10 protein-coding genes are annotated in these 17,532 nt (G+C 37.1%); 1 reads left to right on the top strand and 9 read right to left on the bottom strand.

All coding sequences use genetic code 11. The annotated features are described in order from the left end of the window. Positions 1-36: 36 nt before the first annotated feature. From JMA43_RS10820 to ruvB, 8 genes are all read right to left on the bottom strand, one after another. Positions 37-411, bottom strand: a complete 375-nt coding sequence (locus JMA43_RS10820) for a VanZ family protein (RefSeq protein WP_342156605.1) — start codon at positions 409-411, stop codon at positions 37-39. Next, positions 401-781 carry a glycine cleavage system protein GcvH gene (gene gcvH / locus JMA43_RS10815; protein WP_342156604.1) on the bottom strand — a complete coding sequence of 127 codons (381 nt, stop codon included), beginning with the start codon at positions 779-781 and terminating at the stop codon, positions 401-403. Before gcvH ends, JMA43_RS10820 begins: the two co-directional genes overlap by 11 nt. A 71-nt stretch (positions 782-852) precedes the next feature. After that, positions 853-7,956 carry a T9SS outer membrane translocon Sov/SprA gene (sov, locus tag JMA43_RS10810; protein ID WP_446719405.1) on the bottom strand — a complete coding sequence of 2,368 codons (7,104 nt, stop codon included), beginning with the start codon at positions 7,954-7,956 and terminating at the stop codon, positions 853-855. 5 nt (positions 7,957-7,961) lie between these two features. Then, a complete protein-coding gene (gene ruvA / locus JMA43_RS10805) occupies positions 7,962-8,543 on the bottom strand; it encodes a Holliday junction branch migration protein RuvA (protein WP_342156602.1) in 582 nt (193 codons plus the stop codon). 81 nt (positions 8,544-8,624) lie between these two features. Continuing rightward, complete coding sequence (locus JMA43_RS10800) at positions 8,625-10,916, bottom strand: NADP-dependent malic enzyme (protein WP_342156601.1); 2,292 nt, start codon at positions 10,914-10,916, stop codon at positions 8,625-8,627. 220 nt (positions 10,917-11,136) lie between these two features. After that, positions 11,137-12,072, bottom strand: a complete 936-nt coding sequence (queG, locus tag JMA43_RS10795; RefSeq protein WP_342156600.1) for a tRNA epoxyqueuosine(34) reductase QueG — start codon at positions 12,070-12,072, stop codon at positions 11,137-11,139. Continuing rightward, complete coding sequence (locus tag JMA43_RS10790; protein ID WP_342156599.1) at positions 12,069-13,403, bottom strand: cytochrome P450; 1,335 nt, start codon at positions 13,401-13,403, stop codon at positions 12,069-12,071. Before JMA43_RS10790 ends, queG begins: the two co-directional genes overlap by 4 nt. 25 nt (positions 13,404-13,428) lie before the next feature. Then, positions 13,429-14,451 carry a Holliday junction branch migration DNA helicase RuvB gene (gene ruvB, locus JMA43_RS10785; RefSeq protein WP_342156598.1) on the bottom strand — a complete coding sequence of 341 codons (1,023 nt, stop codon included), beginning with the start codon at positions 14,449-14,451 and terminating at the stop codon, positions 13,429-13,431. Positions 14,452-14,571: 120 nt separating this feature from the next. On the opposite strand from ruvB, the gene JMA43_RS10780 reads away from it, so the two are divergent. Further along, a complete protein-coding gene (locus JMA43_RS10780) occupies positions 14,572-16,830 on the top strand; it encodes an acyl-CoA dehydrogenase family protein (protein WP_342156597.1) in 2,259 nt (752 codons plus the stop codon). Between the two features lie 70 nt (positions 16,831-16,900). Here JMA43_RS10780 and JMA43_RS10775 read toward each other — a convergent pair whose 3' ends face one another. After that, positions 16,901-17,488 carry a DUF3332 domain-containing protein gene (locus tag JMA43_RS10775; protein WP_342156596.1) on the bottom strand — a complete coding sequence of 196 codons (588 nt, stop codon included), beginning with the start codon at positions 17,486-17,488 and terminating at the stop codon, positions 16,901-16,903. Positions 17,489-17,532: the final 44 nt, after the last annotated feature.

Here is a 17,532-nt window from a genome sequence, read left to right as displayed (position 1 = left end):
TATTTATTTAGTTTTTTTCCAATTAAATTTCCCTTTTTAATGCAATCTTGATGCTAACCAAAAGTTTATCAAAAAGATAGCTATTAAAATTCCTACTGAATTTGCAAGAATATCTTTCAAATCAAAGGATCTATCGTACGGTAATATGTATTGTAACACTTCAATAACTATACCATAAACGAATGAAAACAAAGAAACTTTAGGAAGTACGTTTTTAAAATTTGCTTTACGAAGGTAACAATACCACAAAATTGTATTGCCAAAGTAGAATATCCCGTGTACTAATTTATCAGAAACACGAATGTTTGTTTCTACTTCGTTTACAACAGATACAGAAACTAAACTACCTATTGTAACACCCAACAACCATAAAGCGGCAAATAAAAGATACGTAGTTTTATTAAGCCCCAATAAGCTCTTTATAATCGGCATCGCTTAATAAATCGTCTATTTCAGAAGTATCAGAAATTTTAATTTTAATCATCCATCCGTCTCCGTAAGGATCTGTATTTACTTTTTCTGGCTCGTCTTCCAACGACTCATTAAATTCGATTATTTCACCAGAAAGTGGTAAAAATAAATCTGAAACTGTTTTTACGGCTTCTACTGTTCCGAAAACTTCTTCTCTCTCTAAAGTTTCATCTACAGTTTCAACTTCTACATAAACGATGTCTCCTAATTCGCTTTGCGCAAAATCCGTAACTCCTACGGTAGCAACATCACCTTCGATTTTAACCCACTCGTGGTCTTTTGTGTATTTTAATTCTGAAGGAATATTCATAAAAATAAAATATTAAAATATTAGCTGGACAAATGTAATTCTTTATACTATTGATTTCAAACAGAAAGCTGTTAATTTCCAAAATTATATCGCAAAGTAAATCCTGTACGGATTGTTGTCTGCGGAAATGCAGTAGAAACTTTAAACTCAGAGAATGTATGATCGTAAAAGAATAGTGTTGTTAAGTTTTTTGTAAGTGCGTAATCTGCAGTAAACTTGAGCGCCCAAATATTCTGCCCCGCTGTAACCTGATTGGTGTTGATGTCGAGGTTTCTAATAACCGTTAAATTATCTCTCAAAGACAAATCGGCTTTCAAATTCAAATCGCCTTTCAATACATTTCTACGTCCTCCAATATTCGTAACAAAACGAAGGTCTGAAATTCGATACCCAAGTCCAACTACATATTCGTTACCAGACATTTCCGTGAGTAAGTTGTTATCAAAACTCATCGACAAGGCTCTGTCTTTACGCATTTCAGCAAGTACACTTACCGAGTTATTCATTTCAAAATCCATTCGCAACAGCGGATTAAACTGCTCCACCAAAGTTGCATTGGTATAAAGTATCGGGTTTTTATAATTCCCAGATTGGTCAAACTGACTTCCGTTTCCGTAGTCTAAGTTCGAACGGAAACTATTTATACTATAACTCGAACGATATCCGTGCGCCAAAGAGAAACGTCTAAACTTTTCTTTAAACCACCCTAAACGCATCAGCCCAGTATATTTTACTGTCCAGTTAGGAATTGGCGTATCTCTAAACGCTCCCAAAGATACCGAATTGGCACTCTTCCCTGTATAGGCAGCAATAAACGCTGGCAATAATACCGCTTGATTTGTTGGCCCGTACCCTTCTGGATATTCGGTAGCATCTGGATTTTGCGGTTCGCCTGCCAAACGCTGCGCTATTAAAATTCTATTTTTACTGAATTGATTAAATGTTTCTGAAGTAGCTTCTTCTGAACTATCAAAAGCAGTCCCCAACATAATAGTCGAGATCGAGAAGTCTCCATATTTATTTTGAATAAGCGGATTGTAATCTAAAACTCCATCTCCGTTTAAATCTTCAATTCGATAGTTTTCTGCATACGACTCGGAATACTGCCTGTCTGCAACCAAATCAATCGTTAAATCTCGCACAGGCTGAATGTTTGCCGAAATATTCAACTGATTGGCTTTTCTAGACATGTACTGCATGTTAAACTCTGGGAATGTTGTAAGCCATCCTTTTTGAGCTGCTTCAAATCGCACATCCGACTGACTACCAAATACAAACCCCCATGATGGACGCAAAGTTCCTATAAACCCAACCGACTCTGTATATCCTGGTAACAATTTACCATTGTTCTCACTATAACTTACATTAATACGTTTTACCATAGTTACCAAATCAATCATGGCATTGTACCCTACATATTTTTTACTTTTTGTTTCTTGTGGCTGTTGTTGCCCATTTGCATCTGCCACTGGTAAAGCTCCCCTTGAACTTCTGGCTGTAGTTCCAGATTTACGCTTCAACCCTAAAGCAGTATACAGTCTATCCATTCCTAACGAACCACTAAGATTATGCGTACTTGCATTTTGAATGGTATTTAATTCTTCCCCAGCAACTTCATTTAATACATCACTTCCACGCTGCCAATCAAAGTCTCCAGTGTAGGCATAAGTTCCAGAAATAAAATCTAAAAACGGAATTTTATCAAACGGAATATCATAATTCAACTGTAATTGTTGCATATGCCTATTCGGATCTCCAACATCCCAGAATCCATCCCATAATGCTAAGTCACGGTTTACAATTTGATCGCCGTTTTCATCTTCAGTAAAATAATTCTTAACTATATAATTGTTAGCCGCTGTAAAATTAAATTGCAACGATTTGGTAAGATTGTAATTTACCGCATATTGCCAATCGAATAAATAATTACGTTGCTGTACTTCTGGCAACCCAAGGAAATCTGCCGTTGTTCCCGCCTCCACAACTTGCCTAAACGACTGCCTGTTGAGCGTACGTGTAATGTTAGAATTTAAAGAAACACTTGTTGGCAATAGGTTAAAATTAAAGTCTTTTAACCACGTCCAATATTTACTTTTTAAAATAGAATCTTTATTTTTTAGAGGCACCACTTCCATCGGCTGGAAACTGTGGTTATACAAAAATCCTGTTCTTACATTTTGATCTCGAAGACGTTCAATTTCGTAATCGCGATGCTCCATTTGGTTGTAAGCAAAATTAAATGTGAAGTTCTCTACATCGTACACTGTTGGTTTTTGCTCTGGACCTCTATTTTTTCGAACACCAATAAAATTGATACTTTTTCGCTTGGTATAATCTTCCGCTTGATTTCTTATCTGATTTTTCTCCTGAGAAGTCTCAGCAGCATTAATTCGGTCTTCAAGCTTAAGGTCTTGATACAACGGATCAAACTCTGGTGTTATTAATTCTTCGGAAACACTATAATTCATTGGTAATTGAACCCCCCAATTCTTCGGAAGCAATTGCCCTAAATTAACATTACTATTCAACGAATACCCTCTAGCATCTTCTCTACTTCGCTCGTTTGGAGTTTGGTCGATACTTCCAAAACCAGAAGTACTCATATTTCCTGTTGCTGAAACATTTGCAAAATCGGCAACATTCAAATCCATTGAAGCTACTGCTGCCCAACCTCCGCTATTATCGAGTTCTGCCAAACGCAATTCGTTAAACCAAACCTCTCCACAAACATTATCTCCCACAGTTGTACTTGGGTTTTTCACCCCAACCATAGCTGCTCTAATACTTCCTAAACTCGGATTACCTTTTATAGCTACACGCATTTCTCCCAACTCTCGTGGAGCAAATTCGTCTACCAAGTTTCCGTCAGCATCGTAATACGTAACTTCTTGTAATGACCCATCTGCAATACCTGTAGCTTTAATTTTTGAAAGTAAATCCAAAGGCAAATCAATACTATTTATATCTGGCCAAATAGTTGAAGAATCTGTTGTTCCTGCAGGAGTAACTTGCAATGGCATCTCCACCTGATAATAGTTTTCTGTAAAATCGGTACCTATTCGAACAAACGCTACCAAATCACCATCGGCTAACGGATTTGTATTGTATTGTTCCGCATGAATAAACATTTTTAATCGTTTATACTGACGGATATCTACATTGATGTTTTTAAATACTGCACGAGAGTCTTCAGGTTCTAAGTCGCATACCGCAAAAGAAAGCGATTGCTCATTCTGACGAATAATGGTGTTATTGTTATTCAATTCTTCTCGAACAACTCCTGGAGGCAAACGATACGGAATTGGCTCTCTTTGCTCGTTTTCTTGTATGTTTACTGTATTTACATCTACTAAAGTTCCGTCGTCAGTTGGATCTGGATCGTCTTCTGGTTGCAAACTCGATGAGTAATTTCTCCAATCGCCACGCACTAAATCGAGCGTTCCAAAACGCAATACAATAGGTTCGCTAAATCCTGTCATAAACATTCGCATAAAACTAATCGAACGAATATCTGTAATTCCACCTATTGCTTCATCGTATTCATCAATTGGCACTTTAAACTGAATCCAACGTACACGATAATTGTCGTTGTTTGGCGTTTCAACTTCAACTTCTCTAATATCTGTTACAAAAGGATCGGTTCTTTGAATATTTGGTCCAATTGGAATTCGGTACTCAAAATAACTATCAACCGTATTCATCGTTAAATCTCGGTCAATATCTTCAACATCTGGCAAGGTAGTAGATCCTCTATTGGTATCTCCCACTTGTACAGGAGAGTTCCCTTGCGGATTGTTATAATTGTAGTAACGATCTAAAATTCCTCCTGTAGCATCCAAATAGAATTGATAGTTATCGAGTGCTGGATCAGGACCAGGATTACTATAATATGAAGCTTCCTCCTCGTCTAAAAGTCCGTCATAACCTGCATCCTGAACATTTCTATTAGAAGTATCGGCATTAAAAGCATATACCAACGATTGTGTTGAAGGCACTTTTCCGAAAGAAGTAGTATTTACAAGCGCAGGATTATTCTCTACTGGCAACCCGTTTTCGTACTGCTTTCTACCGTCTTTTAAAATATCTTCGTTTATGTTTCCCAAGTTAAAAACAAGCTCTCCGTTTTGCCCAGGAGTTGGCCCGTCTTGATAATAAGGATCGAGTACCCAAAACTGAATGTACTCCACATTTGATTGCTCAAAATTGGTACTGTTAACCGAACGCATAATTCCCGCCCAACGATCTTGTGCTGTTAAATTATCAAAACTCGCATTGTCGTTATAAGGTCCTTTTTCAGCAGGGTAATAAGCAACATCCAACGTAGCTTGCACCAACGTTTGCCCTTGTGCCACATCTTGCTGAGGAAAAATTTCATCTATAAAAATACGTCGTGTTTGATTGCTCGAAATATCGTTGTCGTTAATTCCGCTTGGACGTTGGTTGCTATAAAAAATAGGGTCGATAGTATACCAAGCCATCTTTGCACGTTTTGCACGCGAAGCCACATTGTCGTTTTCAATCTCTCCACCATAACCAATTGGTGCACTTGCCAACGACCATGCCAACGAAGATCGAATATCGATAAAAGCTTGCGCTCCTTCAAAATCATCAAGATAAGAAGTTGTTTCTCCGTCAAAGTCCGAACTCTTAGGAGAACCTGGAATTAAATATGCAAAGTCTCCACGAACCGAAAGCCTCGAAGGCGCATCGGTATCAATATTTGGAAGTTTGTTTACCATTCGGGTTAAAAATGGTATTTCTTTTGAATAGTTTCCGTTGAGTCCTAAAATAGTATTATTAACAGGCTCTATTCCGAAGTTTGCTTTTTGCGTTAACGGACGTTCGCTCATATTCAAAAACGTACCTCCTAACATAAAATCTTCATTAAACTGATGCTCTACATGAACTCCAGAAAAACGACGCGTTTGTTGCCCGAAAACTGCATTGTTTTCTACGGAAACTTCAATCGGCACATTCGAAGCCTCCAAACTCGGATCGATAATTTGTACTGTTCCCGCCTGATAATTTACCGTATAATCTACACCCTCTTGAAGTACACGTCCACCAGCAGTAACACGCACAGAACCTTGAGGCACGTTAAAAGCCCCTAAAGGAATTCCGCCAGAGCTTTGCGCTTTGTAGCGTCCTTTCAGCATAAACTTATTTTTCTCAGCATTTTCTAAAGAAGCTGCTTTGGTAAGTTTATACATATTTCGGTAAACATATTTAGCTTGGTTATCGTTATTTGGCGAATAATTATCATCGTCATAATTATTTCCGCCTCCTAAAACATCGTATAAATAACCTCCAAAAGGCTCAACTTTTGTAAACTTTATCAATCCGTTTTGAACATCAATAGTTACTCCTGGCAAATAATCAAAAAATCCATCTCCACCATTCTGCGGATCATTGTAAACATTTAATCGGTCAAAATTGAAAACTTGCAATAAAATTTTCTCGTCCAATCCTTGTGGCCAAGTAGCCTCGTCTACAGGAGTAATATAATTTATAGGAGAAGGATCGGTGTACAAAATGTTCATCCTAAAGTCTTCTTGAGATAATTGATATGCTCCTGTTGAATAGAAGTTTTTCATCATCAAATCCCACACAGGATCGGAAACATTTGTAATGTTACTCTTTAGCATTTTCAATACCAATGCTTGCGGATTTACTTGTGTTACGACTCCGTTAGATTCTTCAAACTCGGTAGCATTTACACCATCATTTGCAAACTCCCCAACTTGGTAAACTTCACCTTGATATGTATATTGATAAGCTACTGCAAGCACCTCATCATTGCTCAACCGCTGATTTAAGGAAATATACCCAAGCTGCGTATCTACTGTATATTCTCGATTTGGCTCTAATTTTCGAGCGTTTTCTAAAATCGAATAATCAAAACCTTGACTCGGGTTGTAGCCCGCCATATTAAACCCTTGCTGAACCGTTGCGATATCTCGAATAGCATCGGTTAACACAGAGCCTGCACCTCCAATATTGAATGGATCGTAAGCATTTGCAGCGTTTCGTGGTAAATTGTTTATCGAACCAAAAAATCCGCCTGGCGCATTTTGGTTGATACGTGTATTTTCTTGTTCGGGTTCCCCTAAATCTTGAAGCGCCACAACATTTCTAACATTGTCGGTTCGTTGCGCACGGTTGGTTACCCAAACCTCAATTCTTGTAATTTGAACTTGACTTCGGATGTATGGATAGTTCTCCAACGCCTGGTCGTATTGATCTCTAAAATATTGTGATAAGAAGAAGTGTCGATCTTCATCGTAATCGAGTGCTAAAATTTCGAAATCGTTTATGGTTCCTCCGCCTTGCGCCGTTACGCTTCGGCTTTGAGAACGCTGCTCTGAAAACACTCCTGTAACCCTTGTACGCCCAAATTTAAGTTCTGTTTTTACACCGAATAAACTTTGTGCCCCACTAATCAACGAACTGTTAAGCGGCATACTAACATTACCAACCTCTACTTTTTGAATGATATCGTCTTCGTTGGGTTGATATTCTAATTTGATGATATTCTGAAAATCGAAAGTTGCCTCGGTATCGTAATTTGCATTAATCGACAAACGCGTACCTACACGCCCCAATAAACTCAAACTAATTCGTTGATCGAAGTCGAAAGAAATATTACTTCTATTTCTAGGCGATAAAGCTGGGTTGTCATTTTTTTGATAACGCACCCCCAAATCCATCGCTACCGAACCTTGCGGAATTACCTCGATTGTATTTCCTCCGAAGACACTTTCAAAAAAATCTGAATTTACATAAAAACTAGGCAGTAAATTTTTCTGAGCCCCTTCCGTTCCTTCCTTCCCATCAACAGCGTCTATTTTCTCTTTGAAATACTCTTTCATTTGTTCCTTCAGAATCAATTTTTCATATTCTTCTGAAGTCAACATAATAGGGTGGGAAACATCGTATTTACCAATGGTTTCGGTATAAATATACATATCTGACACAGGGTCATAAGTATATTTGGTAGCAATACTTTCGAGTTTTTGCATTTTAATCCGACCCAAAGACGCTCCTGCCTGGGTAGAATCTTGCTCTTGATTAGACTCTTCCTGGGAAAAAATTGTAGTTGTAAAAAACAAGCAACATACAACAAAAAGTGTGCTTAGCTGCCTATTTAATAAGTTAGGGCTAGTATTCTTTTTCAAGCCAGTTATAAATTTTTAAGCGCGTTTTTAATTATGTTTTCAACACTTAAATCGGGTTCGGTTTTTACTATTTTATCTACCACTTTTTCGGCTTGCTTTCTCGCAAAGCCTAAAACTTCTAAAGCAGATAACGCCTCATCTTTATTTGTATTGCCCTGAGGAGTAAAAACTTCATCGATATCGTAAATTTTAAGTATTTTGTCTTTTAAATCTATGATAACACGCTGCGCTGTTTTAGCACCAATTCCTTTAACAGATTGAATTGTAGCCACATCGCTTGAAGCAATAGCATCGCGTATTTGAATAGGTTCTAGCGAGCTCAACATCGTTCTTGCTATACTAGCACCAATTCCTGAAACAGAAATTAACAGTCTAAATATTTCTCTTTCCGCTTTGTCTGCAAACCCATAAAGTGTATGCGAGTCTTCTTTTACTTGCAAATGGGTGTACAGCAGTAGGTTTTCGTTTGAGGGGATCTTTGAGTAGGTATTCAAAGAAATGTGTATTTCGTAGCCAACACCATTACACTCGATAACCACATCGGTTGGATTCTTTTCAACAAGTCTTCCTTTAATCTGTGTAATCATTCTTAATAAAACGTTAATGCTCCAAATGTAACAAAATTAATTACATTTAGAGCATTTATTCTTATTATGAATTTATAATTCTTATGAATTTGCTGCCTTCTGACGCTTTTCTTTCTCTTGGGCATCAACCACTGCAACAGCTGTCATATTTACAATTTCTTCTACTCCAGCTCCCAATTGAAGAATATGAACAGGTTTTTTCATTCCTAATAAAATAGGTCCGATAGAATCGGTTTGATTCAACTCTTTCATTAACTTATAGGTGATGTTTGCAGCATCTAAGTTAGGGAATATCAAGGTATTTACTTTTTTCCCTGCTAGTTTTGAAAATGGAAACTGACTTTGTAACAACTCTTTGTTTAAAGCAAAATCTGATTGTAACTCTCCATCTACCAAAATATCTGGATAATGACGGTGTAAATACGCTACTGCATCGCCTACTTTGTTTGCTCTTTCATCTTTAGAAGAACCAAAGTTTGCATACGAAAGCATTGCAATAACAGGCTCAATTCCAAACATTTTTGCAGCAGTTGCTGTCATTTGTGCGATCTTAGCCAATTCTTTTGCTGTAGGATCGATATTAATTGATGTATCTGCTAAGAACATTGGACCACGACCCGTAATCATTAAGTTCATTGCAGCAACTTTACTTACGCCATTTGCTTTCCCGATAAGCTCTAACATTGGTCTAACTACCGTTGGATAAGCTCTAGAATACCCAGAAATTAAACAGTCGGCATCACCTTCATTAACCATCATGGCAGCAAAATAATTGCGATCGCGCATTTTCTTTTGTGCATCATAAAAAGTTACTCCATGACGCTTTCTAGCTTCCCAATATTTTTGTGCATATTGTTTTTTCTTCTCGTTGCAAGCATCGGTTTTGGTATCGATGATAACTACATCGGCTTCAAAATCGATTTCTTTCATCAACTCGACAATGGTTTCTTTGTTCCCTAGTAAAATAGGCTCTGCAATTCCTTCATCTAAAACAATTTGCGCAGCTTTTAAAATATCTAAATGATCTGCTTCTGCAAAAACAACTTTCTTCGGATTTGTTTTCGCTCTGTTATGCAGTAGCCTTACAATTTTATTATCGTTTCCAAGGCGTTGTAGCAACTCCTCCTCATAACGATCCCAATCTTCGATAGGCTCTTTTGCAACACCACTTTCCATAGCCGCTTTGGCAACTGCTGGCGGCACTGCTGCAATAAGTCTTGGATCGAATGGCTTCGGAATGATATAATCTCTACCAAAAGTCAATTTTGTTTCGCCATAAGCAATATTTACTTGCTCTGGCACTGGCTCTTTTGTAAGCTCTGCAAGTGCTTTTACAGCCGCCATTTTCATGGCTTCGTTAATTTTTGTAGCACGTACATCTAATGCTCCTCTAAAAATAAAAGGAAACCCAAGAACGTTATTTACTTGGTTAGGATGGTCGGAACGTCCTGTAGCCATAATAATGTCTTCGCGAGTGCTCATTGCCAAATCGTATGCAATTTCTGGATCTGGATTTGCCATTGCAAAAACAATTGGGTTAAGCGCCATCGACGTTAGCATTTCTGGCGTTACCACATCGGCAATCGAAAGTCCGATAAAAACATCGGCGTCTTTCATAGCTTCTTCTAAAGTGTCTATTTTTCTATCGGAAGCAAATTCCAACTTTTCTTTTGAAAGATTTTCACGATCTTTTCTGATAACACCTTTGCTATCGAGCATTACAATATTTTCTGCACTTGCTCCAAAGGCTTTATACAAACGCGTACATGAAACTGCTGCTGCCCCTGCTCCGCTAATTACGATACGGACATCTTCAATTTTCTTCTCTGCAATTTCTAATGCATTTAACAACGCTGCCGCCGAAATAATTGCCGTTCCGTGTTGGTCGTCGTGCATTACAGGAATATCTAATTCTTCCTTTAAACGACGTTCAATTTCGAAAGCTTCAGGCGCTTTGATATCTTCTAAATTAATTCCTCCAAAGGTTGGTGCAATTGTTTTTACGGTTTCGATAAACTTATCTACATCTTTGGTGTTAAGTTCGATATCGATTCCGTCAATATCAGCAAAAATTTTAAACAACAATCCTTTACCTTCCATTACTGGTTTTGAGGCTTCCGGACCTATATCTCCAAGTCCTAAAACAGCAGTTCCGTTGGTAATTACTGCTACCAAATTCCCTTTGGCGGTGTATTTGTATGCGTTATCTACATCTTTTGCGATTTCCAAACAAGGCTCTGCAACTCCTGGCGAATATGCCAATGCCAAGTCGCGTTGCGTAGCGTATCTCTTGGTTGGAACTATTTTTATTTTTCCCGGTTGGGGTTTAGCATGGTATACTAAAGCTTCTCGTCTTCTGCTTTCTTTACTCATAATTGCTGTTTTTCCTACTGAATGAGTTTTTTATCTTCTGATAAAATTATATAAATAACGCAAGGCGATGATTTATATTTTAACTATTAATTTCTATACGCAAAGGTATAAGAATAATCATCGAAACGTTTAAACAAAAAGTGAAAATATTTATATTCTTTTATGTGTTTTATTCCTATTGAAAATTTTGGATAAACTTTCAAATTTTTCGAACTACACACTATTTTTTCCCTTCGGAAAGAAATTCAATATTCCGTTTAAGTCCGGCGTATTTTGTGCGTTTTACTGCCGATTTCTTGAAAATTTCGCTAAAAACTTCCTGTGTGATTTCTTCCCAATCTTTTTTGGTCATTGCTAACAACTCTGGATGCGGATTAAAAAGTGGTTCATTATGCGGTTTTGAAAAACGGTTCCACGGGCATACATCTTGACACACATCGCAACCAAACATCCAATCGTCAAATTTCCCAGAAAAACCTGTTGGGATTTGGTCTTTCAACTCAATTGTAAAATACGAAATACACTTGCTACCATCTACCACATAAGGCTCCGTAATTGCTTGCGTTGGACAGGCATCGATACAAGCAGTACAACTTCCGCAGTGGTCGGTTACTGGAGTGTCGTAAATTAAATCTAAATCGACAATCAATTCAGCAATAAAAAAGAAAGAACCCACTTGTTTGGAAAGCAAATTACTGTTTTTGCCTATCCATCCTAAACCGCTTTTTGCAGCCCAAGCTTTGTCGAGTACAGGTGCCGAATCAACAAAAGCACGCCCTGAGACGTCTCCAATTTCGGTTTCTATAAATGCCAAAAGTTGTTTCAGCTTGTCTTTTATTACAAAGTGGTAATCGGTTCCGTAGGCATATTTCGAAATTTTTGGCGCTGAAGTGTCTTGTTGCACTTCCGAAGGAAAATAATTTAACAGCAACGAAATAACCGATTTTGAACCTTCTACCAACTTTCGAGGATCCAAACGCTTATCAAAATGGTTTTCCATATAACGCATTTCGCCGTGCATTTCATTTTTTAGCCAACGTTCTAAGCGAGGTGCTTCGGCTTCCAAAAAATCGGCTTTCGAAATTCCGCAGGACAAAAACCCGAGACGTTTTGCTTCGGCTTTGATAAGGTTTGTATGTTTTTCTTTGGGCGTCAATTATCTATTCTTTGCTGAAAATGTAAGGGCACTTTTTTAGGTTTCAAGGAAATAAGCGGATTGATATCTACCGCTTCCAACCTTGATGAAACTTTATACTTTTTGAAGATTTCTACTAAAACCAGCATCATTTCAAACATTGCAAAATTATTTCCAACGCACATTCTCGGTCCAGCTCCAAACGGATAATAATAAGCAGCGTATTCTTTTTTGTCGGTATTTAAAAAGCGATCTGGATTAAATTCATCTGGGTTTTTCCAAAAATTTTCTGCTCGATGCAATTCGTAAATAGACAATAAAACTAAAGTGTCCTTTTTAAAAATATGCCCTTCTACCTCATCGTCTTCAATAGCAACCCTATCGATTACATAAACAGGCGGATACAAACGCATTGCCTCCTCAATACACGCTTTCACATACGGTAACTCCTTAAAAACAGCTGCTATTTGATCTTCATCAATGGTAATATCTTTAATTTCTCGGTATAATTTTTCTTGAATTTCAGGATGTTTTGCCAATAAAAACAAAGTAAAACTCAAGGTATTTGCCGTAGTTTCGTGCCCCGCTGTAAATAAAATTAAAACTTCATCTATTAATTGCTGTCGCGACATGGAAGTTCCGTCTTCATATTTGGCATTGAGCAACATATCGAGCAAATCGTTTTCTTCTCTTTTAGACGAAATCCGTTCTTCGATAATTGTATTTAAAATTTCGCGCCCTTCTTGTGCAAATCCCAAATGCTTTTTTTTCATTCCAGATAACGAAAACCACCATTGTAAATATGGTTGTCTCATTTCGCGAATTACCATTTGCTGATTCACTTCGGTAATATGCTGAAGTTTTGCCATCGATGCTCGAATATCGGTACGACTAAAAAGTGATTTTGCAACCACTTGAAAAGCCAAATCTCCCATCAACGGATATACGTCTAAGGTTTTGTTTTCTTGAATTTGAAGAAGTTCTGCTTTGATAGCATGGAGCATTGTATTCAGTAAATCTTCCAACTTTTTTTTATGAAAAGCAGGCTGAATCATTCTTCGATGTACTAACCAGTGCGCTCCTTCCGAAGTTAATAATCCGTGACCGATATAATTTGCTAAATCTTCTGTTTGAAGTGAAGACTTTTTGTAATTACTGTGGTTTTTCTGAAGAATATGCCGAACTATATTTGGGTTTTTGGTAAACACAACAGGCGCTCCTGTAGGTGTACTGACCGTGAAAATATCTCCACTCTCCTCAAAAATTTCTTTATGAAAAGATAATGGATTCTTTAAAATCCGTTGTGCATTTAAAATCACTCTCCACTGCGGAACTTTTGGTAATTTTTGCATAACGTATCGATTTTTACAATTCTATTTAAAACAATCCGCCTTGGATTCCTCCTTTAATTTTTCCCAAATGTTTGTAAGCAAGTTCGGTTACCTCGCGTCCTCTTGGCGTACGAATTATAAATCCTTGTTGAATTAAAAAAGGTTCATAAACCTCTTCAATAGTCTCCGCACTTTCAGAAACTGCAGTCGCCAAAGTGGTAATTCCAACAGGGCCGCCTTTAAATTTATCGATAATGGTGGTTAAAATCTTGTTGTCCATTTCATCTAACCCAAAAGCATCAACATTAAGCGCTTTTAAACCGAATTTAGAAATTTCGATATCTATTTTTCCGTTTCCTTTAATCTGTGCAAAATCACGAATTCTACGTAAAAGTGCGTTTGCAATACGCGGTGTTCCTCTACTTCTTCCTGCAATTTCAATAGCTGCTTCCATAGAAATTGGCACTTTTAAAATGTGTGCACTTCGCTGAACAATATCTGCCAATAACTCGGTGGTGTAATACTGCAACCGACTACTAATTCCGAAACGAGCACGCATAGGCGCCGTTAAAAGTCCAGATCGTGTGGTTGCGCCAATAAGTGTAAACGGATTGAGGTTAATTTGTACGGTTCGAGCATTCGGACCACTTTCAATCATGATATCGATTTTATAATCTTCCATTGCAGAATACAAATACTCTTCTACAATAGGACTCAACCGATGGATTTCATCAATAAAAAGTACATCTCGTTCTTCAAGATTGGTTAGCAACCCTGCTAAATCTCCAGGTTTATCCAACACTGGCCCCGAAGTAACTTTAATTCCAACTCCAAGTTCGTTAGCTAAAATATGCGCCAAAGTGGTTTTTCCCAATCCTGGAGGGCCATGAAACAATGTATGATCTAAGGCTTCCGAGCGCAAATTGGCAGCTTGCACAAAAACAGTTAAGTTTTCCAACACCTGTTCTTGCCCAGCAAAATCGTTAAAACTTAACGGCCGTAATGCTTTTTCAATATCTACTTCTTCCGGAGAAAAATGGTCGCCTGTAGGATCTAAATATTCATTCATAGGTTACAAAAGTACGTGATTTTTTTTCATTTTTATTTGTATTAAAACTGCGTACAACTCGTCAAGTTATAAATAGGTTAAATTTTATTTTTCTGAAACAGAAATTTGTAATTTGTATCTATGAAAAATACTACATATACCGCCGAAATATTAAAATACATCCCATTTTTATATGTTATTTGGTCTGATGAACTGCTTTCGCCTTCGGAAATTTCTGTACTGAAAAAATCTATCGAAGCTGATGTTATTTCAAAAGATAGTAAAACGACTCTTAAAAAATGGATTAATCCTGAAAAGTCTCCTTCAAATGAAACTCTTATTTCATGGAAGAATATTATTGACGAATCTGAGCTAAAGCTAATTGAAAGCGACGCTTATCCGCTTACATCTTTTAGCAAACGATTGGCAAGCAATAGTCAAACTACCGAAATTCATGATGAAAGTTTAAAATATATCGAAATCAATTTAGGAATTCAACCCAACCATTACCACCATTTATTCAATGTAAAAGTTGAAACTGTTGGTAGTGTTTCGTTTTATTCCGCAGAAAAAATAGACAGCCTATTAAAAGGCGAACATGCTGCTGAAATTGATAAGTTTCGAGAAAAATTGAACGATCCCATTTTTGATTTTAAAATCATTAGAGATAAAGATGAGTTTAGGAATCGAGTACTGTCGCAAGTAAAATTTCTAGCGAAAGACGGTTATGGTGCCATGGCTTACGATAAGGCTTATGGAGGAGTTGCAAACATGCCTACCTACGCTAGCATTTTTGAAAATCTAATGTTTGTAGACGGAAGTTTAACCGTAAAGTTTGGAGTTCAATTTGGACTTTTTGGAGGGAGTATTCAGAATTTAGGGACAAAAAAACACCATGATAAATATTTAAAAGAAACTGGCGAAGCCAATTTTTTAGGCTGTTTCGCTATGACGGAAACACGCCATGGCTCAAATGTAAGAGGGGTGAAAACTACTGCTACGTATGTAAAAGAAACAGATTCGATAATTATTGAAACTCCTGGAGAAAACGACAATAAAGAATACATTGGAAATGCACTTCATGCTGAAATGGCTACAGTTTTTGCGCAACTCATTGTTAATGGTAAAAACGAAGGTGTACACGCTATTCTAACTCGAATAAGAGATAAGGATGGAAATTTAATGCCTGGCGTAAGAATTGAAGACAACGGCTATAAGCTTGGGCTGAATGGTGTTGACAATGGAAAAATTTGGTTTTCGAATGTTGCTGTGCCACGAGAAAATTTATTAAATAGATATGGAGATATCGACGAAAATGGGAATTATACTTCGCCGATTGAAAACCCAAACAAACGCTTTTTCACCATGCTTGGAACCTTGGTTGGTGGAAGAATTTGCGTGGCGAAAGGTGCTTTAAGTGGCGCTAAGAAAGCGTTAGCGATTGCGGTGAAGTATGCGTTGCAAAGACGACAATTTAATAGTAACGAAAAAGTTCAAGAGGACTTAATTATGGATTACCCTACGCATCAATTACGGTTAATAAAACCTATTGCGAAGTCTTATGTTTACCACACTGTACTAGACAAACTTATTAAAGATTATGCAAATTCTACTGAAGATGGTCGCAGAGAAATAGAAACACAGGCAGCGGCATTAAAAGCTTCGATAACTTGGTTTTCGAACCAAACCATACAAGAATGCAGGGAAGCATGTGGCGGAAAAGGATATTTGTTAGAAAATAAAATTCCATACATTAAAGGAGACGTAGACATTTTCACCACTTTTGAAGGAGACAATACCGTATTAATTCAACTAGCAGCGAAAGGGATACTGACTAATTTTAAAACTGAATTTAATAGCGACAATTTCATGGATGTGCTTAAATATGTAGGTACACAATTGTCTGACCGACTCACTACTTTCAATCCTATTTTCACCAATAAAACAGACAAAGAACATCTCTTTGATTCGGATTTTCACCGAGAAGCTTTTGAATACAGAACTCGAAGACTCACATTTTCTGTAGCGTCGAGAGTTCAAAAATATATTAAAAAGGGAATTCCTTCCTATCAAGCGTTTTTAAAAGTACAAACACATTTGGTTATGTTAGGAAAAGCGTACAGTCAGGAACTGGCGTATAATGAATTTTTAAACTTCACTGAAAATATTAAAGATGAAGAGCTTCGCTTTTTGTTTAATAAACTAGGCGTATTATTTGCTCTAAGCGAAATTAACGAACATGCCACTTGGTATTTAGAGCAAGGCTACATCAGTGCCAACAAATCTAAAGCAATTAGGAAACAGGTTGAACGCATCTGTTCGGAATTAAGACCGCACGTAAATACACTTGTAGATGGTTTTGGTATCCCGAAAAGTTGTTTAGAAACTCCTATTCTATAGATACAGAAGCAAAAAAAAAAGCTGGTTTAAAAAACCAGCTTTTTTTATATAAACGGAATTAATTTCCTATTTAGTCTTCTAAAGAAGCTACCATAGCATCTGTATAGCTACAAGCAACTTTTTCTTGTAAGAAAGCAACCGCTTCAGCTCTTGGTGTAGCTGGATCGATTTTTACTTCTTCTCCGTTTGGAAGGTTAACAATGTACATTCCTTCTTTAAATGAAGAAAGCTCGATTACCTCTCCGTTTGGTTTTACAGCGTTCCAAGATTTTGCATCTGGCTTGTAAACTAAATCTACTTTTTCTCCTTTTTTAGGACCATCAACAACTGCAATTTGCATTCTGTTTTTGGTCGCTGTCATTTCGTACGTATTTCCTTCTCTTTCTACAATTTGAGTTTCAGACTCTCCTTCTTTCATTGCAATTGGATTAGAACCTGTCCAGAACTCAATAACGTTGAAAATGATTGTATCTCCTAAGAAGAATAAACCATAAACAGGAATAATGTTAAGTCCCCAGAAAATTAAGTTATTTACAAACTTGTTTCCAGTTACACCGTCGTTCCAGTCTTTTAAATTATTAAAAGCACTATAAGAACCTAAACAGCTTGAACATAAAATAGTAAGTGCAAGAGCACCTGAAATGACAACTTTTTTCATGATAAAAAGATTTTTTTTGATTATTAGTATGTCTAATTTATTAA

The sequence above is a fragment of the Joostella sp. CR20 genome (assembly GCF_038433465.1).
GTDB lineage: Bacteria > Bacteroidota > Bacteroidia > Flavobacteriales > Flavobacteriaceae > Galbibacter.
Note: the sequence above shows the minus strand (reverse complement) of the source record. Positions and strands in the feature narration are given on the sequence as shown.